The organism is Photobacterium carnosum (assembly GCF_021236965.1).
In the GTDB taxonomy this organism is placed as follows: Bacteria; Pseudomonadota; Gammaproteobacteria; order Enterobacterales; family Vibrionaceae; genus Photobacterium; species Photobacterium carnosum.
Window position 1 is genome coordinate 25,566 of the sequence record NZ_WMDN01000023.1, and the last position, 18,135, is coordinate 43,700.

The following is an 18,135-nucleotide window of genomic DNA, read 5'->3' on the forward strand; positions in this document are numbered from 1 at the left end:
AAAAAACTATGTAGTAGCGTGCTATGTAATGCACTTCGCTATCGAATATTCTAAAATTATAACTGATAAGATAAAAAAGTAAAGCTTCAAAAACATACTAATTTAGATCTTTTTGATCTTTTTCTATTTCACTTTTCAATATGGATACAATCCAATCAGTCTGTGTTAATTTTGCACTCTTATTATGATTTAACTCATTAATTTTCTTATCTATTTCTATCTTTAGCTCTTTGGGGCATCTGAATGTAATAGATATGCTTTTTGATGTTGTTGATGGATTATATTTTTTCACTGCCACCCTTCTCTGTCTTACAGTTATGCTATATAATCTGTCTTACAGTGCTACTGTAAGTGTATCATTCATTGTCGTGGTTAATAGAAAATCCCCTTTCTATCAACCACTAATCATATGAGAGGGTAATCTCGATGACTGAATATCATAATAACATGCACCAAAAAATTTTTCCTGATTTAACAACGAAACAATTTATCGTTTTAGTACATTACTCATTAGGTAAAAGTGCAAAAATTATTGAAGATGAATTAAATTGTTCAAGAACAACAATAGAAAAACATTTATCAGAAATTCGTATCAAATTTAATTGTAGTAAATCAAGTGAAATTAGAGCCATATACTTCATGAGGATAATAACAAATCTTATAGATTAATATATTCATCAAGAGGCTAGGATTTTCCTAGCTTCTTTTTTTAATATCTTAAAGGCATAATTATATAGAACAAATAAGAAAGGAATTTTTAAATGACTAAAATAGAGGATTCATTCCCTAATGAAAATAATATTACTGTAACCATTACTCTTAAAGGTAAACATGCTGAAAATTTATTGAATGCTTGTTTCCGTTCTAAAAGAAGTAGAAGAAGTGAGGTTACGACAAGAATTGAAGATCATCTAATTAACAATAAAAATTTCATAGCCTCATAAAAAATATTAAAGAAACTATTCACCTGAGCGCCCGTAGAGCGCGGGCAGGGTAGCCCAAGAAAAACTACACTACCGCCATCACGGGCGGTGACCATTGCTGCTAGGCGTGGGAATACGTGATCTCAAATCAATTTCGACATGTTGATAACATCTCAAAGTTGATTGAATGGAGAACAATCCTTATGTTAAAAATAATGTACGCGTTAATTTCATATGAGGATTTTGCGCAGTGCCGCGGATTAAAACAATTATGCGACAAATCGTTTAATGATTGTAAAATCCTAAAGATACATTTTATTGCGGAAGTTAAAGACGGAATTATTTTTTCTGCGTTACTTTCTGACGAGAACCAAAATATTGAACCGCTAAAAGTAAGCTTATTAAATCCAAAAATAAAATACACTATAAAAAAGAAATACCCTGTAAATCCAGACCCACGTTCAATTAAATCGTTAAACCGTTTTCTACGAAAAGTAAATAATATGACTATGACCAATAGAAATTGGAAACAATTCATAGACTCGAAAAAAAGTATAATTTCTCTGTATCAAGTTTGAACTAGCCAACTGAATAGCATCACTTGATGCCGCACTATTTATTTAGTGCGTTTTTTATTTCTTGTTTTGTCTTAACAAAACAATTTACAAATTACTCTTACAAAATGAGTAGTCAAAAAAGGTAATAATCTCACTGCCTTTAAAAGTGGGGCATGTAACGCAACGTTCTCGCATGTAGCTATTATTAGCAGAGATTAGTTCAGCGTGGAAAGCTGTTAATGATTCAATTACCCATACTCACTACTGTCGCTACACGACATTGTGGCTGTCGCTAACTGTCACTTTTTTATTAGTAACAATAGGATATTAAAATATGCAATACGCACTCCTTGATTATAGCAATGAACACGCAGAGCCTTATCAATTTCTTGTTGATGCTAATGAATTACACGCACTGTATGGTGGTCCTGATAAACTCCAAGAAAGTGAGCCACCGCAAGAAGATGAAAGTATTCCTTTTAAACTCGTTTACGGGGTCTATAAACCACAACCATTTTTAAAATTCCCTAAGAATGAAATTAAACGCCATATATTAGAATCCCTTAATAAATGGCTTATTCATCTTGATGGTAATAAAACCATTTATTTAGGCATTGAAGATATTGAATGTTTAGATATAACCGTCATGACTTCATGCGGTCATTGTCCTAAACCGCACGTGAGTAGTGATGTAGCGTTTGCGGCTTTAATTCGCGTTCCTGATTCAATCACATTAGGTAACGGAAAGACACAAGCAAAGACCGCCTATTTAAAATGGTTTAATCAAGATCCATTAACCAACTTAATTAATCGTAAAGGGCTATTTTCTTTTGTGGCCGCAGAAAAGCGTATCAAAAAAGAATTAACACTCGATAATTGGACGTCTTTTATTGATTACAAACGCGCTGTTCGTTACGCACAAAAATTCAGATAATGAAAAGGGAAGTATCATGTTATTTTTTGCGGCCACATTAAATATTGCTATAACTAAAACAATAAAACCACAATTTAAGGCCATTCAATTCGGTTGGTTTCATGTAATGTGGATGCCAAACGAAAAAGCAAAAATAATGCTACGCCATGAACTGAATAAAGACAAACCTAAAGTTATTAATAAGATAGTGTCACATCATATCTCTAATTAGTATTTCACCATTAGTAAGCTCGATTTTTAATGTCATTGCTGAGCGTAGCGAACCCATGATATTAAAAATGAGCAATCACATCAGTTTACAGAACTGCATCAAAATAATACTTAGTCGAAGTTATACTCAAACTATTTTAATTAAGCGTTATTATTAGGTGCAGTTCTGCATTCCTCTTTCTATTTACTAACAGGCGCACATATGAATAAAGAAGTCGAACGTATTCAATCAAAAATAGATTTAAAAAGAAGAGTTATAAAGCGATTAAAAGTTGATGTGTTTTTTTGCTATTGCCGAATATTCGTAATTATTGCACTCGCGACAATTTCCCCATTATTGTTCCAGCACCTCATTATCATTGAAAATTTTGTTTTAGTCTTATTCAGTATTGTTATTCCGCTAGGTTGTGGCGCATTTGCTATGGGTTATACAATAAATACATGGCGAAAAATTCAAGGCTACATGGCAAAAATAGAATCAATCGAAAATGAAACTTTTGAACTTGTCATTACGTATTTTAATAGTAATGTTGATCTAAATACGCTTGCTTTTAACGTTATTCGTATTCGTAGCCTTATTGCTGAGGCGTTACTTTTTGATATAGAAAAGACACAACAACACGTTGACATTATTAAAGTGGCTTGTCGCACTAATGATGTTATTGAACATATAGCACAAGACGCAATTAATGAGGAAGTAACAGCGATAACACTTATTCAATCATTAGAAACTGCTCTTTATCTTTTAAATGAATATCAACAGCCTCTAAATAACTCTAGATTAAATATTCCTACAGTCGATGAAATACAAACATTAATAGAAACGATTAAACAAAAAAAATAGGATGTTTTGAATTGGTTAATTTTCACAATGAAATTATTATTTCAATTGGTATCATTACAATAAACCTCGGGCTTATTTTATTTCTAAAAAACATTATGAATTTCGATGAACTCATTACACCCATCGTAATGTTTGAACTTTTAATATTTATACTCATTTATTTTATTTAACGAACACACATTAATCTCATACTTATCGCAATAAAAACGATAACATCATTTTTCGTTTTTATTTCGATGTGCATGGTGCATATCACTTCACTTTTATTTCTCATTAAATAAAGAACTTCGTTATGAACAATACATTTAAAAACAATACCCCTACTACTTTTATTGCACCTAAAAACATGAACCTGTTTTTATTTATCATTATCGCTACTTGCATGATGTTATTCCCTGACATGGCTCATGCTGCTGGCGGCCTTGATAAGGTTAATAGTTTTATGGAAAATCTTAAAAGTATTTTAAGTGGTGCCGCTATTGTTACCGTGACAGTCGCCGTTATGGTCGTAGGCTATAAGGTTATTTTCACACAATGGGATGCACGTGAATGTGGAAAAATCCTAATGGGTGGATTATTTATCGGTGGCGGTGCTGAAATCGCAGGTTATTTAGTAGGGTAATTTGTCTAATGGTATTCAAACAGCAAGGCTGTTTGAATACCAGCCTATTAGGAACATGTTATGTCTGAGCCTATTTATAAAGCGTGTACTCGCCCTGCTATGATTTTTTCTGTCCCTATGATCCCATTAATGGCTGTCAGTATCGTCATTATCTTCATATCAATGTGGATTAATTATTTTGGCGGTGGTTTGTGGGGTTTGTTTTTATTATTACCTAATTACATTGCAATGCGTATTATTACTAAATTCGACGATGGTATGTTTAATTTATTATGGTTGAAGTTTAAATGTCGTCGCAATAATCGTAATCGTCAATTCTATGGTGTCACTGTATACAATCCAATAGATTATAAAAAAAGAGGTAAATAATGGTTGCTCAACCTAAATATTTTGATGCTATTAATAAAGAATGCCCTCTTGCTCAATTTATCCCGTACTCAAGTCACTTAAATGAAAATACATTAATCACTAAAGATGGTGCATTAGTGCGTATTTTTAAACTTGACGGTACATCGTTTGAAACGAAAGATAATGATGATTTAACGTTAGCGCATAATCGTTTAAACAGTTTGTATAAAGGATTAAGCGAAAACAACATCAGTTTATGGTCACACATTATTCGTCGAAAAATAAATGCGTCAATGAACAGTCAATTTAACGATGCGTTCAGCCAACACTTTGATCATTGTTATAATGCCTCGTTTGGTGAATCCATCATGGTAAATGAATTATACCTTACGGTAGTACAGCGTGATGAAACCCATGCCATAAAGAAAAAAGTACAAACCAATATTGATGCGATTAAGAAAAAAATACGCTTACGATTAAGTGATTTTGACCAATATTGTCACCGTCTTGAAGCTAACCTTGAAGATTATAAAATTTCGGCCCTCTCTATAAAGGGTCACATTTCAGAACCGCTGACCTTTATCAATTACTTGTTAACAGGACTGTGGCAACCCATTAGAAAACCCTGTGGTGAAATCAGTACCGCTATTGGTAATGCCCGTGTTGCCATTGATACTGATACCATTGAATTACACTGTAACGGTCAACGTAAATATCTACAGGGTGTAGATATAAAGGAGTATTGCAATGACAGCGTAACGGGTATGTTCGATCAATTACTCTATGTGGATTATGAATTTATCCTCACGCAAAGTTTCAGTTTTTTTACAAAAAAAATTGCTACTAATTATCTTGAAACACGTAAACGTCGATTATCCAGCTCTGGTGATGGGGCCTATACACAAATTGCAGCGTTAACACTCGCTAAAAATGATTTAACTGATGGGCAATTTGCAATGGGTGAGTATCACTTCTCACTCATGGTGATGGGTGATGATCGTGATGCAGTTAAACGTCACCGCAGCAATGCACAAAAGATATTAAGTGATATTGATATGTTAAGTGCGCCTATCTCTATTGCTACCGATGCCGCGTTCTTTGCACAATTACCCGCTAATTGGCAATATCGACCACGCGTTGCTGGATTGACTAGCCGTAACTTTGCCAGTTTTGCCCCGTTTCATAATTTCTTGATAGGTAAAAAAGACGGCAACCCGTGGGGGCAAGCCGTCACACGCCTTAAAACCTTATCAGGCCACCCGTTCTTTTTTAATTTTCACTTCACTTTACCAGGGGAAGATAACTACGGGGATGAAGTCGCAGCTAACACCCGCATGATTGGCATGACGGGTTCAGGTAAGACCGTTACGCTTGGTTTACTGTACTGTCAGGCGCAAAAGTACGCACAAAACACCCCCTTTAGTACCGTCTTCTTTGATAAAGACCGTGGCGCAGAAGTGATGATACGCGCCCTTGGGGGGCATTATCTGCGTATTAAAGATGGTCAACCTACGGGATTTAACCCGTTTCAAATGCAATCAACAAAAAGTAACGTTGCGTTCTTAAAGAAATTTGTTCGACTGCTAATAGAAAGTCCGCAATATCCCATCACACCGATGGATGAAGATGTGATAAGCAAAGCTGTTGATACCGTGATGAATAATGATAATGCTTCGCTAAAACGCTTATCAGGTGTTTATCAAAATATGACATCAGGGACAAGTAAGGATGAAATACAAAGTAGCATCAAACTACGTCTTAAAAAATGGTGTCAAGGCGGTGAGTTCGGATGGGTTTTTGATAACCCTATCGACGAACTTGATTTTAATATCACTACAAATATCGGTATTGATGGTACTGATTTTCTTGACAATAATGATGTGCGCACACCAATTTCTCTCTACTTACTGCACCGCATGGATGAAATCATTGATGGTCGTCGCTTTATGTACGTCATGGATGAAGCGTGGAAATGGGTAAATGATGCGGCATTTTCTGAATTTGTGGGTAATAAACAACTCACCATTCGTAAACAGAATGGCCTAGGCGTTTTTGCTACGCAATTACCCTCGTCACTGCTCGATTCTCCTCAAGGGGCGGCATTGGTGCAATCATGCTCAACGGAAATCTATTTACCGAATCCTAAAGCGGTACGAAGTGAATACATCAATGGTTTCGGACTGTCAGAAAAAGAGTTTGATGTGGTTAAGTCACTCGGTGAAAAAAGCCGATTATGTTTAATCAAACAAGGTAAGAACTCTGCCATTTGTTCTCTTGCTATGCCTAACATGAAAGACGAACTGACGCTGCTCTCTGCTGGCACAAAAGAACTCCCTCTCTTTGACGAAGCGATTGAAGAAGTGGGTAACAATCCGAGCGATTGGATACCCGTATTTCTTGCCAAAGTAAAAGCCCACAAAGCTAAATCAAAAGCCGTTATCACGGAGTAACAATGAAAGTCATTATTTTATTCTTCGCACTGTTATTAACAGCGTGTGCGACCTCGCACACCCCCAATAAACCGCCCTATCAACACGCCACATTAGAGAAGATTAATCATGCCTCTTAATGAGAAAGACCAAGCCGCTATTTTTGACAATGCGCTAGATTTTGAAGCCTCTAAGTCACTCATGGCAGCAAAATCAGAACACCGCGCATGGACGATAACCAAAGTGGCCTGTGGTTTAACTGGGTTATCATGGATAGCCTTAGTTTTATTAATGCCGTTAAAAACCGTTGAACCCTATATTGCAATGGTCGATAAAAACACAGGCCAATCACAACTCTTAACCGTTATTGATAGCAATACGCTATCAGAACAAACGGCATTGAATGAGTATTGGATAGCTAACTATCTACGTTGGCGTGAAGTCTACGACTGGTACACCTTGCAAAATGACTACGATATGACACTGCTCTTTTCTATGCCTAATGTCGCTCAAGAATACGCAAAAATATTTGATGGTGATGATGCGCTCAATGATAAATGGGGCAAACGCATTAAGGCCAATATCAAAATTATCAGTATTGTTAATAATGATGAAGCTCAAATCGCTACGGTACGTTTTGAAAAAACCATCAAAAATGTTGACGATAAAAATCACGGTAAAACAACGGTATGGGTGGCAACACTGGGTTATCAATATCAACCGCAAGACGAACTAACAGAAGCTGAACGATTAAAAAACCCATTGGGGTTTAAAGTCACTAGCTACCGCGTCGATCCTGAGTTAATTCAATGAAAAAATCATTTATAAGTCTTTGCTTAATCGCCATGACTGCGCCCGTTATGGCGTTAGATATACCCCGTCACTCCCCCCTCGATACCAACATTCAATACACCCATTATCAAAACAATAATGTAGTCGCGATTACCGCGTTTATCGGTATGGCCACACACATTGTTTTTGATGCTGGCGAAACCATTGAACAAGTGAGAACGGGATTCAGTGATGGTTGGGAAACCGATCCAATTGGTAATCATCTTTTTTTAAAACCTAAATCAGCAACAGGTAAAGAAACCTATTTTGATGTTGAGGGTAAAGAAGTCATTCAAGAAACAGTGATAACACCGACCCCATGGCAATGGAAAACTAACTTATTGGTTGTCACCAATAAGCGAAATTACACGTTTTTATTGTCACTAGGTTCAGGCAAGAAAGGCCAGCGACAAAATACGTATCGCTTAACGTTTGATTACCCTGAAGAAGTCGCTAAACAAAAAGCGTTACAAGCAGAAAAAACCAAACTTGCACAAAAATTGATACCCGAAGTATTACCTAAAAATTGGGATTACATGATGCAAGTGGGTAAACAGTCTCGCAATATCGCGCCAACTTCTGCTTTTGATGATGGTCGATTTACCTATTTGAGCTTTGCTCAAAATAGTGAAATCCCTGCCATTTTCATTGTTACTGAAAATGGTCAAGAAACCTTAATCAACAGCCATATCAACCCTGACAACCCTAATACCTTGGTTATTCAACGTATCGCTAAACAATTAGTGTTACGTCTGGATAAATCCGTGGTGGGAGTGACTAACCAAGCCTTTGATACATTAGCCGTTGATAACCAATCAGGCGCAACCGTTAATGGGGTTAAACGTACTGTTAAAGGAACGCATGAATGACGGACGCAACTGACGAACATAATGATGATCAATCACCACAATCATCGCCAGATAAAAAGAAAGTGGCCTTGTTCATTCTTTTCTGTGTGGCGTTTTTAGGGGCTGGCGGTTGGTTTTACTGGTCAAAAGGGACGGATGAAGTCAAAACCACCAGTAATAGCAATACCCATACTTCAACATCGCAACAAACAACGAGTAACAAGAGCAGTAACCATTCTGCCAATCGTACGTTTGAATTTGATGATGAACAAACCGATAACGATAAAGGGAGTGATAAACCCACACCGCCAAAAGGAGGCGATAAACCACCATCAGATACACCACCGCCACCGCCACCGCCACCATCAGGCAAGAAAACGACGGACACCCCACCGCCTATTGTGAAGAAGCAAATGCTTGATAAAAGCAGTTCTGCTATGTCAACAGCAAAAAGTAGCCCACCACAAAACACGGCAAATACAGGATTAGGTATTGTTCCTCAAACAACAAATACCTTTGATTTGTACGCTCAAAATAGTGGAACGTCACAATCAGGTATCGGCAGTTTATTAAACACAACCAATACCCCGACTGCGGTAGCTGGCGTTCTCTATAACCGCGATTATCTACTGGCAAAAGGGGCATACATTGATTGTGTATTAAACACCAGTATGAACTCAACCGTTGCTGGTATGACGAAATGCACCTTAACACGCAACATTTACAGCGATAACGGTAATACCTTATTGCTTGAGCGTGGTTCAGAAGTCACGGGAGAATACCGCGCCAACTTATCGCAAGGGCAAAGTCGATTATTCGTTTTATGGGACAGGGTTAAAACCCCCTATGGCGTAGTGGTTAACCTCGCCTCTCCAGCAACAGATAGTTTAGGTGCTGGCGGTGTCAGTGGTTATATAGAAACGCACTTCTGGCAACGATTCGGTGGCGCAATGATGCTATCTCTTGTTGATGATTTTGCGGCTTACGTGGCGACGAATGGCGGTCAAAACGCGAATAACTTTGAAAGCTCGTCAGACACCGCGCAAAACATGGCGGCTGAGGCGTTAAAAAGCACCATCAATATCCCACCTACTTTTTACAAGAATCAAGGTGAGCGTGTGGGTATCTTCATTGCCCGTGATATTGATTTTTCAATGGTTTACCAATTAAAAGCGAGTCTCTAATGCTAGAACATGATGCGTTTGTTATTGAATTATTTAAACCCTTACAACAATGGTTAAGCGATCCTGATATTACTGAAATAACGATTAATCGGCCTAATGAACTGTGGATAGAAAAAAACAGTGTATGGCAACAATTTGAACACCCTGATTTAACGTTCGATACCCTTAAATCAATGGCAACAGCAGTAGCGGCTTTTACTGAGAATACCATCTCAATATTAACCCCTGTTTTATCCGCTGTACTGCCTGACGGTGAGCGTATTCAGTTTGTTATTCCTCCTGCGTGTAGTGCGGGAACAGTCAGTGTCACTATTCGTAAACCCTCAAAGGTCAGTCGTTATTTAAGCGATTATCAACGTGACGGCTTTTTTAATAATATTCACCCGATAAATGATGATTTATCACAAACCGATATTACGTTACTCGGATTAAAAGAAAGTGGGGATATTCAAGGCTTTCTTGAACTGGCGGTGACGCTTGAAAAAAATATTGTTATTGCTGGCGGTACGGGGTCAGGAAAGACTACGTTCATGAAAGCATTAATGGAAGTGATACCAACACAACAACGCTTGATAACGATAGAGGACGTGGAAGAATTATTTTTACCGCATCACCCTAACAGTGTGCATTTGTTTTATCCCAGTGAGGCATTAGCTACTGATCCTGTTACCCCTGCAAAGCTACTAAAAAGCTGTCTCCGAATGAAACCTGATCGCATTTTATTAGCTGAGTTACGCGGTGGTGAAACGTTTGATTACATCAACGTTAACGCATCAGGCCACGGGGGAAGTATTACCAGTTGTCACGCTAAATCAGCCACTCTGACGTTTGAGCGACTCGCAATGATGGCAATGGAAAACCCACGAGGTCAAGCCCTGCCTTACGATGTAATAAAAAAGCTGCTCTATCAAACTATCGACATTGTTATTCATGTGACGAACGATGTGCATTCCAGTGAATGCTTAGGTCGTCATATAACAGAAATCTGGTTTGATCCTGCTAAGAAAAAATAATCACTGAATGATGTACCGTTACAGACGGAACGACTGTGCCGGTACATCATGATATTGGGTATATTCTCATGAACACCAAACAGACGATTGGCATTATCATTGCCATTCCGCTATTAGCCCTTATTGGATTGTACCTATCAGGGTGTCTCTATTTTTTAATGAATGACGGTAATATCGCTGAGGTTCAGTTATTGACGTTTATTGAACAATGGCGTTATTACCATTCAGATATGACGTATCAAAAACCGTTAAATATTGCTGCAATGGGCGGTTTTGGTATGGCCCTTATTGTGCCGCTTATGATTGCTCTGTTTGCCACACAAACCAAAGAGGAACTTTACGGCTCTGCGCGTTGGGCGAATAACAACGAAATAATGCACAAGTACACACTGACAAAACAAAATAATAAAGATGATGGAACAGGAATTTTAATTGGTCGTCTTGGTAACCGATTTTTATATTACATGGGGGCAGCTTTTGTGTTTTTAGCCGCAGCATCACGAACAGGTAAAGGTATTGGGGTCATCATTCCTAATCTACTGCGCTGGCGTGGAAGTTGCGTTGTAACGGATTTTAAAAAAGAAAACTTTTCAATCACGTCAAAATTTCGTCAAGTGGTACTCAAGCAAGAAGTCTATTTATTTAACCCCTTTGACGAAACAGGCGAAACCCACTGTTATAACCCGTTAAGTGTTGTGCGTGAGGGGCATTTAACCATTCCCGATTTATTAACGGTGGCTGAAATGCTATTTCCAACGGATGCAGGGGATGCAACCTCGAAATACTTTGCGTCAAGTGCGCAAAACCTCTTTTTAGGATTGGCCTTATATGTCAAACAAACACCGACATTGCCCTTTACCATCGGTGAAATATTTCGACAATCAAAAGGAAAAGGCAAGCCTCTTAAAGAGCACTTAGAAACAATATTGGCTAATCGTACTGATCTGACTGAACACTGCCGAGAATCATTGAGTGACTTCTTGGCTCTGGATGAAGAAAAAGGCCAATCTGGTGTCATGAACACCATGAAAGCCGCACTTATCGACTGGAATAACCCGATATTTGACGCAGCAACCAGTACCAGTGATTTTAGTTTTCTCGATCTACGTAAAAAGCGCATGACTATCTATTTAGGTATCACACCTGATTACATTCCTGTTGCTGGACGTATTATTAATTTATTCTTTAGCCAATTGATTAACGTCAACATGAAACAACTGCCAGAGCAAAATAAGACGTTAAAATATAAAGTGTTATTGCTAATGGATGAATTTACGGCAATGGGTCGTTCAGGGATCATTGCAAAATCAAACAACTACTTTGCGGGTTATGGTTTTCAGCTATTAACGATTGTTCAGAACCCTGCTCAAATTGAAGCCAGAGAGCCAGACGGATACGGCAAAGATACGGCAAAAACTTTTATTGGCAACCATGAAGCACAATTACTCTATACCCCTGAAAAAGACGACGCTGACGGCATCTCTAAATTTTTAGGCGATAAAACAATAAAGGTTAAAAGCGAGCAACGCAGCAAAGGCGGTAGAAGCATAACAACCAGTGAAACTAAACGAGCCTTAATGCTTCCGCAAGAATTACGTGAAATGCCATTTGAAAAGATGATCATCATGATGCGCGGTAAAAAGCCGATTTATTGTGACAAAATTCATTACTTCAAAGAGCACCCTTTTATTGATCACTTAAAATCAATATCGCCCACGTTAGGAAAAATTAAAGGCATACCGACAAAATCACAATTAGAGAGCGTCATTGCAGATAAAGAACTGCAAATATACATACCGATTTTAGATTTTGATAATCCACAAGCCATAATGATAGTGGAATCACCATTAGATAATATCCCAGAACCAGAGCCTGAGATTATCGCTGACGTATCAGCCCTTGAAACAACGTATGAAAAAGGTGACGCTGATATATTTGATGATTTTGACTAAACACTTTACTCAATAAGAAAAGCCAATGAATAACAAAATGAAATATTTAACTGCATATCAATTAATCGTTGGTATGAAAATTCGTTGCCCTTTTAATGGTGACGAAATCACTATCTCTGATTTAATTGCTCACTCTGAAACATCATTTAGCCTGTTCTGTAAAAAAGGTGGTGCCAGTTTTAATGTTAATGACACCTTTGAATTGATTGAGCCATTTGATTTAACAAAAAGTAATCTTAATTGGATAAATGAAGAAATGGCAGAAATCAAAGCTCAACATGATTTATACCGTATATTAGATTTAATGTGGGGAACAGAGGATCACTTTGATAAAGCTGAAATTGAGATAATACCTTATGTATTAAATGGGATTAGTTACGAGCTTATAGAAAATACAGAAACGATAATTTTAACTAAGGATTCTTTTCAGTCATTTTTTAAATCATTAAAAAATAATCGTGATGCTGTAGATATGATAGTAATAACGGGTGATTTGCAAAGTCATTCACAACGGTTAGATGGTACACCCATACTTTCATCGTTAATTACTCTGCAAGATTTTTCAAAAACAATACAACCATTATTAAATTCTAATCAAACAAAAATCATTGATCATTGGCGAGACTGTGGTAGTCAATTTATCAATATTGACTTTCTACAAAAATTTTTTAAAAAATAGGCTTAATTTTAAATATGAATACAAATAGAAAAATGAGCACATTAGAAATTAAAGCTCTTTTGAAGTCAAAAAGATTAACTTTAAAAGAAGTCGCTATAATGTGGTCTAGAAGTGAGGGGTGGATGAGTAAGCTTATTAATAACCCTAATAGACCCGCATATTGGGATTGTGCTTTTCTTGGTTTAAAAAATAAAAAAGAAATTAATGATTTAAAAATGGTAAGTTTTCTTGATTTAGGTCGAGGCTTAGAAAAACAACTTGATGAATATAGACAGTTATTAGAAGCCATTGAAAAAGAAACAGGATATTTCAGTTCAGAACAAGGCTTATTTTCTATTGGTCACGCTAATGAGTTAGATAATTATTTATCTTATCTTTATGAAATACGTTTTGAAAAAAAACCAAATCCAGACAATGCAATAACCAATTTACGCCAAAAACCAATTTTTATACATAAGAGTCATTAATCATGACATTAAAACCAAGAAAGCAACATAAACATTATCCGTATTTATTCCTATTAAATAAAAAACTTTTTTGCGATATTTACGATCACCACCTTTAGAATATGCCTATCACTACCCACTATTACGCCTACGGTTATATGGATACCGTAGGCGTGAATTAGAGCAGTCAATGATTAATCTAGCTCAAGAAATTAAGACCGCCAGTAAAATACTCAAAAGCTAAGTAGGATAAATGATAAAATGAAATATCTATACATATTAACAGTTATCGTAGCTATTCTAAGTACAAATTCTCATGCAACCATTCCAATGACCACACCCCCTTACGTTATTTTAGAAAACTTTATAAATACACAAAAGCAAGCCTATAGCCAATGTATTAATAAAGCTCATAATGAAAAAAACAAGAACGAATGTCACACTATAATTGAAGATATCAAAGCAATAGAAAAGAGAAACCAACAGCACAAACAATAGCGAAAGAATGCAAAAGTATAGGCAATAGCAAACCATTCGAAATAGCCCTAGCCACACTAACAATTATTGCAAACAAAAACAGAAGAATATACGTCCACACATATTCATACTGTGTGTGAAGAGTAATAAATAACAAGCTTGGTATAATACAAGCCACTACCATCCTCACTTTCTCATTGGTTAGAAGTGAAATTTTCAATATTGCTCCCATCATGATCCCCCTAAAGAAAACCTCTTCAAAGATAGGAATCATGATGAGATACGTACATATGAGCAAAGCTTTATCTTTCAACGTACCCGTATTAAAGCTATTCGCCACGTTCAAAGTAAACGTTTCAAATTCAAAGAAAACAAAAGAAATAAAGTAAAGACTGAATACCGAAAAAAATAAGGAAAATATTAATTTTCTTTTAGGCATGTTCCCAATGAAATTATCTTGATAAAAAAAACGATAAACCACATAAGCAACAAAAGCGAATACAATAAACCGTGCGTAAGTTGCAAACATAATTAACGACTCATTAATAGAGCTTTCCCCAATAACTTTTACTATCCATAAATAATACCCCACCCCAGGATTCCATATACCACTGAGAAATACACTGTAAATAATAGCCACTAAAACAACAGACAATCCATTTTGGACGCCTTTATTTAATTCAATACCCATTAACTCTAACTCAATACAAAAAGGAACTATATTATGCGCTTATTTATTGCTGAAAAACCATCATTAGGTAATGCTCTTGCTGAAACCATTGGCATTAAAAAGAAACACAAAGGTTATATCGAATGTGCAAACGGTGACACCGTAACGTGGTGTATCGGTCATTTACTCGAACAAGCCGACCCTGAACACTACGACAAACAATACAAAGCATGGACGCTTGATAATTTACCCATCATTCCTGAAAAGTGGATTTCATTACCAAAAGACGATACGAAAGATCAACTTGATATAGTGGTGGGCTTAATTAAGAAAGCCGATATTCTGGTCAACATGGGTGACCCTGATCGGGAGGGCGTTTATCTCGTCAATGAAGTGATTGAATACGCTCAAGTACCACAAAGTAAATGGGATTCAGCCCTACGAATATTAGTGAATGATTTAAACCCGAAAGCTATCCAAAAAGCCTTAGATAACCTTGAGCCTAATAGTCAACATGTTACTCGCGGTCATGCTGCCTTGTGTCGCTCACGCGCTGATTGGTTACTTGGTATGAACATGACTCGCGCTTGTTCTGTGCTTGCTAAACGTCAAGGCCACCCTCACCTCTTTTCTGTTGGTCGAGTACAAACCCCAACATTACAAATGGTGGTTAAACGTGATCTTGAAATTGCTAATTTCAAGCCCGTTGCTTTTTATGACGTTGAGGGTTTCTTTTCTCATGACGGCATGGAGTTTAAAGCAAAATGGCAAGTTCCCACCGCAATCAGTGAAGATAAACGATGTCTTGATAAAAGCATGGCTGAAAAGGTAATGAATGCTATCAATGGTGATCATGCTTCTGTGACAACATGCGAAACAAAACGAGGAAAATCACAACCACCCTTACCGTTTTCGTTACGTACTTTGCAAGAATACATGTCAAGTAAGTATGGGTATGGTGCAAAAGAAACGCTAGATTATTGTCAGGCTCTTTATGAGCAACATAAAATCGTTTCTTATCCACGAACAGATCAACCGTACTTACCGACTGATAAGCGTGATGAAATTGAAACAATCATGAGCAATCTTGAGGGATTAAATGATTCACCATTAGCTGAGTGGGCTACAAATGCCGATACAAGTCTTTCAAGTCCCTGCTGGAACGATAAAAAACTAGAGGGTGCAGCCCATACCGCGATTATCCCCACCACTCGCGCCCCTGACTTAGACGCTTTAAGTTCTGGTGAGCTAACGGTCTATAACACAATTGCAAGTCGTTATATTGCTCAATTCTACCCTGTTGCAGAAGACGACAATACTGTGATTGAAATTGAGTCAGGCGAACATCAATTTAAAACCACCGGCAAAATGGAAATTGTTAAAGGTTGGCGTACCGTTCTTGGTAAAGAAAAGGCCAATGATGATAACGAACAATCATTACCGTCATTATCTCAAGGCCAACAAATTCAATGTAGTCAATCAGCCTTAGTTGATAAGAAGACCACGCCCCCTAAACCGTTTACTGAGGGCACTCTTTTAACGGGTATGAGTAATATTGCTAAAGAAGTAACTGACCCAAACCTAAAGGCCAAACTCAAAGAAACCGCAGGAATAGGAACAGGAGCTACACAGGCTGGCATTATTGAAACGTTAAAAGAACGTGGGTATTTAGAGCCAAAAGGCAAAGCGATTGTTAGTACAAATCTTGGGCGAATGCTGATTTTAGCCTTACCCGCTAAAGTACGTGATCCTGCATTAACGGCTATCTGGGAACAGCAACTTGATGTGGTTGAAAATGGGGGTTGTAGCGTTGAAAAGTTTATGGCCGTCATGGAGAAAACGATCACTAGCCACATGAACGATTTTAAAGCAGGTAAAGAAACATTCACTCTCCCTGAATCAAAAGAAGCTAGATGTCCTAAGTCTGGTTGTGATGGGTTTGCGTTACCTTACGAGGGCAAGAAAGGTCGAGCTTATAAATGTTCGGTTTGTGAAACGCGATTTAAAGACGATAAAGGCAAGCTAGGTAAAGAGATTAAAAAAATCGCAAAGATTGAAACAACAAAATAAACAACGCCCTTCCTTCTATAATTAAAGAGACTTCTTAATGAATTACCGCAAACTTAGCTTTGTTGGGCTATCTGCTATCTTATTAACAGCTTGCTCTGCTCCACAACCGCCAGCGATTAATGGTCCATTAGTCAGTGTTAATCAAACAAAACCATTAACTGACATCGAACAACAAACACAATTGCTCTTTATGATGAATCAGCAATTAGAATCCTTAATTACATTAACGGCAAAACCACCATTAAAAGAGCCAACATCAACACGATTTAATGTGTACTACCCCTATAACGTCTTCTCGTTCAAAACTACGCCTGAACTACGTTATATTATCGATAATGCAAAAAAGGCTAAACGCATTAATATATTAGGTCGTACTGATGGTAATAAACCAACAGCAAGAGATAAATACGTTGCTATGTCTCGCGCGACTAACGTCAGAAACTACTTAGTGAATAATGGCATTAACCCTACGCTTATTTTCGTTAACTATGCCGCTGCTACTAATTATGTTGATAGTAATTGGACAACTAAAGGGCGTGCGAACAATCGTCGTGTAGAGATTGAAATTATCGGGGAATAACGATGCGTATAGTACCCTCACTCATTTTAAGCTCACTTCTACTTTCATCTTTACCCGTAAAAGCAAGTGATGCTGATTGTTCTATCTGGCTATGCTTACCGATGGGCTTTCCGTCTGGTTGCAGTGAAGCAAAATCCGCCTTTAAACACCGTATAAAGAAATTAAAGCCCCCTTTACCTAATTTCTTATCCTGCCTTGCAACTGATGTTCAAGTCCCTGCTGGAACGCCTGTAAGCACAATGGAAGCTAAATATGGGGTTGCTGCGATCATGAGTTATTCAAAACAATGTACTAAGTATGAATACGATAACCAGGGACAACAACATTGTGTTGAATACGGTTTATTACCTGACAGAATCATTAAAAACACGCCATGTATTATTCGTCGTGTGCATGGGGAAATAGTGCAATGGACACCTAAACACTGCATAAGTACAACTAACTGGGTTGATACTTATATGGACGGTAATAAGTACGGTGAAACTTTTTACTATAGTAAATAACTGAGAACGGATAGT

The 18,135-nt window shown here is 37.3% G+C and carries 19 protein-coding genes; 18 read left to right on the plus strand and 1 reads right to left on the minus strand.

Features of this window, described 5'->3' with window-relative positions; translation table 11 throughout:
• Window positions 1-426 precede the first annotated feature (426 nt).
• The 15 genes from GLP24_RS16545 (at window position 427) to GLP24_RS16615 (ending at window position 13,841) form a co-directional block, all read left to right on the plus strand.
• On the plus strand, window positions 427-669 hold the full coding sequence (locus tag GLP24_RS16545; protein WP_107213152.1) for a helix-turn-helix transcriptional regulator: 243 nt from the start codon (window positions 427-429) through the stop codon (window positions 667-669).
• 92 nt (window positions 670-761) lie between these two features.
• A complete protein-coding gene (locus GLP24_RS16550; protein WP_065208826.1) occupies window positions 762-944 on the plus strand; it encodes a TraY domain-containing protein in 183 nt (60 codons plus the stop codon).
• An 870-nt stretch (window positions 945-1,814) separates the two neighbouring features.
• Window positions 1,815-2,414: a hypothetical protein gene (locus tag GLP24_RS16555; RefSeq protein WP_065208824.1), complete on the plus strand. Its 600-nt coding sequence runs from the start codon at window positions 1,815-1,817 to the stop codon at window positions 2,412-2,414.
• A 16-nt stretch (window positions 2,415-2,430) separates the two neighbouring features.
• The gene (locus tag GLP24_RS16560) at window positions 2,431-2,625 is read left to right on the plus strand and encodes a hypothetical protein (RefSeq protein ID WP_065208823.1); all 195 of its coding nucleotides are present in this window, start codon (window positions 2,431-2,433) and stop codon (window positions 2,623-2,625) included.
• A gap of 201 nt (window positions 2,626-2,826) precedes the next feature.
• Window positions 2,827-3,468 (plus strand): hypothetical protein, encoded by a 642-nt coding sequence (locus tag GLP24_RS16565; RefSeq protein ID WP_082960826.1) that lies wholly within the window; start codon window positions 2,827-2,829, stop codon window positions 3,466-3,468.
• Between the two features lie 292 nt (window positions 3,469-3,760).
• Window positions 3,761-4,090, plus strand: a complete 330-nt coding sequence (locus GLP24_RS16570) for a TrbC/VirB2 family protein (protein ID WP_082960825.1) — start codon at window positions 3,761-3,763, stop codon at window positions 4,088-4,090.
• A 60-nt stretch (window positions 4,091-4,150) separates the two neighbouring features.
• A complete protein-coding gene (locus GLP24_RS16575) occupies window positions 4,151-4,459 on the plus strand; it encodes a type IV secretion system protein VirB3 (protein ID WP_065208822.1) in 309 nt (102 codons plus the stop codon).
• Window positions 4,459-6,888, plus strand: coding sequence for a VirB4 family type IV secretion/conjugal transfer ATPase (locus GLP24_RS16580; protein ID WP_232573357.1), 2,430 nt, complete (start codon window positions 4,459-4,461; stop codon window positions 6,886-6,888). Before GLP24_RS16575 ends, GLP24_RS16580 begins: the two co-directional genes overlap by 1 nt.
• 108 nt (window positions 6,889-6,996) lie before the next feature.
• Window positions 6,997-7,680: a virB8 family protein gene (locus GLP24_RS16585; protein WP_065208821.1), complete on the plus strand. Its 684-nt coding sequence runs from the start codon at window positions 6,997-6,999 to the stop codon at window positions 7,678-7,680.
• Window positions 7,677-8,567, plus strand: coding sequence for a P-type conjugative transfer protein VirB9 (gene virB9, locus GLP24_RS16590; protein WP_065208820.1), 891 nt, complete (start codon window positions 7,677-7,679; stop codon window positions 8,565-8,567). The genes GLP24_RS16585 and virB9 overlap by 4 nt, the downstream gene beginning before the upstream one ends.
• The gene (gene virB10 / locus GLP24_RS16595; protein WP_065208819.1) at window positions 8,564-9,730 is read left to right on the plus strand and encodes a type IV secretion system protein VirB10; all 1,167 of its coding nucleotides are present in this window, start codon (window positions 8,564-8,566) and stop codon (window positions 9,728-9,730) included. Before virB9 ends, virB10 begins: the two co-directional genes overlap by 4 nt.
• Complete coding sequence (gene virB11 / locus GLP24_RS16600) at window positions 9,730-10,743, plus strand: P-type DNA transfer ATPase VirB11 (protein ID WP_232573358.1); 1,014 nt, start codon at window positions 9,730-9,732, stop codon at window positions 10,741-10,743. Before virB10 ends, virB11 begins: the two co-directional genes overlap by 1 nt.
• Before the next feature lie 68 nt (window positions 10,744-10,811).
• Window positions 10,812-12,695 (plus strand): type IV secretory system conjugative DNA transfer family protein, encoded by a 1,884-nt coding sequence (locus GLP24_RS16605; RefSeq protein WP_065208668.1) that lies wholly within the window; start codon window positions 10,812-10,814, stop codon window positions 12,693-12,695.
• Between the two features lie 25 nt (window positions 12,696-12,720).
• A complete protein-coding gene (locus GLP24_RS16610) occupies window positions 12,721-13,374 on the plus strand; it encodes a hypothetical protein (protein WP_065208666.1) in 654 nt (217 codons plus the stop codon).
• A gap of 14 nt (window positions 13,375-13,388) precedes the next feature.
• Window positions 13,389-13,841, plus strand: coding sequence for a hypothetical protein (locus GLP24_RS16615; RefSeq protein ID WP_156731401.1), 453 nt, complete (start codon window positions 13,389-13,391; stop codon window positions 13,839-13,841).
• A gap of 436 nt (window positions 13,842-14,277) precedes the next feature.
• Here the strand turns inward: GLP24_RS16615 and GLP24_RS16620 are convergent, their stop codons facing one another.
• A complete protein-coding gene (locus GLP24_RS16620; protein WP_065208664.1) occupies window positions 14,278-14,988 on the minus strand; it encodes a type II CAAX endopeptidase family protein in 711 nt (236 codons plus the stop codon).
• Between the two features lie 33 nt (window positions 14,989-15,021).
• Between GLP24_RS16620 and GLP24_RS16625 the strand changes: the two genes are divergently transcribed.
• The 3 genes from GLP24_RS16625 to GLP24_RS16635 are packed head-to-tail and all read left to right on the plus strand — an operon-like array spanning window position 15,022 to window position 18,120.
• Entirely contained in the window at window positions 15,022-17,037 is a 2,016-nt protein-coding gene (locus GLP24_RS16625) for a DNA topoisomerase III (protein WP_065208663.1), read from the plus strand.
• Between the two features lie 37 nt (window positions 17,038-17,074).
• The gene (locus tag GLP24_RS16630) at window positions 17,075-17,617 is read left to right on the plus strand and encodes an OmpA family protein (RefSeq protein WP_065208662.1); all 543 of its coding nucleotides are present in this window, start codon (window positions 17,075-17,077) and stop codon (window positions 17,615-17,617) included.
• 2 nt (window positions 17,618-17,619) lie between these two features.
• Window positions 17,620-18,120 carry a hypothetical protein gene (locus tag GLP24_RS16635; protein ID WP_082960809.1) on the plus strand — a complete coding sequence of 167 codons (501 nt, stop codon included), beginning with the start codon at window positions 17,620-17,622 and terminating at the stop codon, window positions 18,118-18,120.
• Window positions 18,121-18,135 lie beyond the last annotated feature (15 nt).

Excerpts from the sequence above, each read along its gene's own strand:
- GLP24_RS16545 (WP_107213152.1), top strand. The coding sequence starts at position 427 with ATGACTGAATATCATAATAACATGCACCAAAAAATTTTTCCTGATTTA.
- GLP24_RS16550 (WP_065208826.1), top strand. The coding sequence starts at position 762 with ATGACTAAAATAGAGGATTCATTCCCTAATGAAAATAATATTACTGTA.
- GLP24_RS16555 (WP_065208824.1), top strand. The coding sequence starts at position 1,815 with ATGCAATACGCACTCCTTGATTATAGCAATGAACACGCAGAGCCTTAT.
- GLP24_RS16560 (WP_065208823.1), top strand. The coding sequence starts at position 2,431 with ATGTTATTTTTTGCGGCCACATTAAATATTGCTATAACTAAAACAATA.
- GLP24_RS16565 (WP_082960826.1), top strand. The coding sequence starts at position 2,827 with ATGAATAAAGAAGTCGAACGTATTCAATCAAAAATAGATTTAAAAAGA.
- GLP24_RS16570 (WP_082960825.1), top strand. The coding sequence starts at position 3,761 with ATGAACAATACATTTAAAAACAATACCCCTACTACTTTTATTGCACCT.
- GLP24_RS16575 (WP_065208822.1), top strand. The coding sequence starts at position 4,151 with ATGTCTGAGCCTATTTATAAAGCGTGTACTCGCCCTGCTATGATTTTT.
- GLP24_RS16580 (WP_232573357.1), top strand. The coding sequence starts at position 4,459 with ATGGTTGCTCAACCTAAATATTTTGATGCTATTAATAAAGAATGCCCT.
- GLP24_RS16585 (WP_065208821.1), top strand. The coding sequence starts at position 6,997 with ATGCCTCTTAATGAGAAAGACCAAGCCGCTATTTTTGACAATGCGCTA.
- virB9 (WP_065208820.1), top strand. The coding sequence starts at position 7,677 with ATGAAAAAATCATTTATAAGTCTTTGCTTAATCGCCATGACTGCGCCC.
- virB10 (WP_065208819.1), top strand. The coding sequence starts at position 8,564 with ATGACGGACGCAACTGACGAACATAATGATGATCAATCACCACAATCA.
- virB11 (WP_232573358.1), top strand. The coding sequence starts at position 9,730 with ATGCTAGAACATGATGCGTTTGTTATTGAATTATTTAAACCCTTACAA.
- GLP24_RS16605 (WP_065208668.1), top strand. The coding sequence starts at position 10,812 with ATGAACACCAAACAGACGATTGGCATTATCATTGCCATTCCGCTATTA.
- GLP24_RS16610 (WP_065208666.1), top strand. The coding sequence starts at position 12,721 with ATGAATAACAAAATGAAATATTTAACTGCATATCAATTAATCGTTGGT.
- GLP24_RS16615 (WP_156731401.1), top strand. The coding sequence starts at position 13,389 with ATGAATACAAATAGAAAAATGAGCACATTAGAAATTAAAGCTCTTTTG.
- GLP24_RS16620 (WP_065208664.1), bottom strand. The coding sequence starts at position 14,988 with ATGGGTATTGAATTAAATAAAGGCGTCCAAAATGGATTGTCTGTTGTT.
- GLP24_RS16625 (WP_065208663.1), top strand. The coding sequence starts at position 15,022 with ATGCGCTTATTTATTGCTGAAAAACCATCATTAGGTAATGCTCTTGCT.
- GLP24_RS16630 (WP_065208662.1), top strand. The coding sequence starts at position 17,075 with ATGAATTACCGCAAACTTAGCTTTGTTGGGCTATCTGCTATCTTATTA.
- GLP24_RS16635 (WP_082960809.1), top strand. The coding sequence starts at position 17,620 with ATGCGTATAGTACCCTCACTCATTTTAAGCTCACTTCTACTTTCATCT.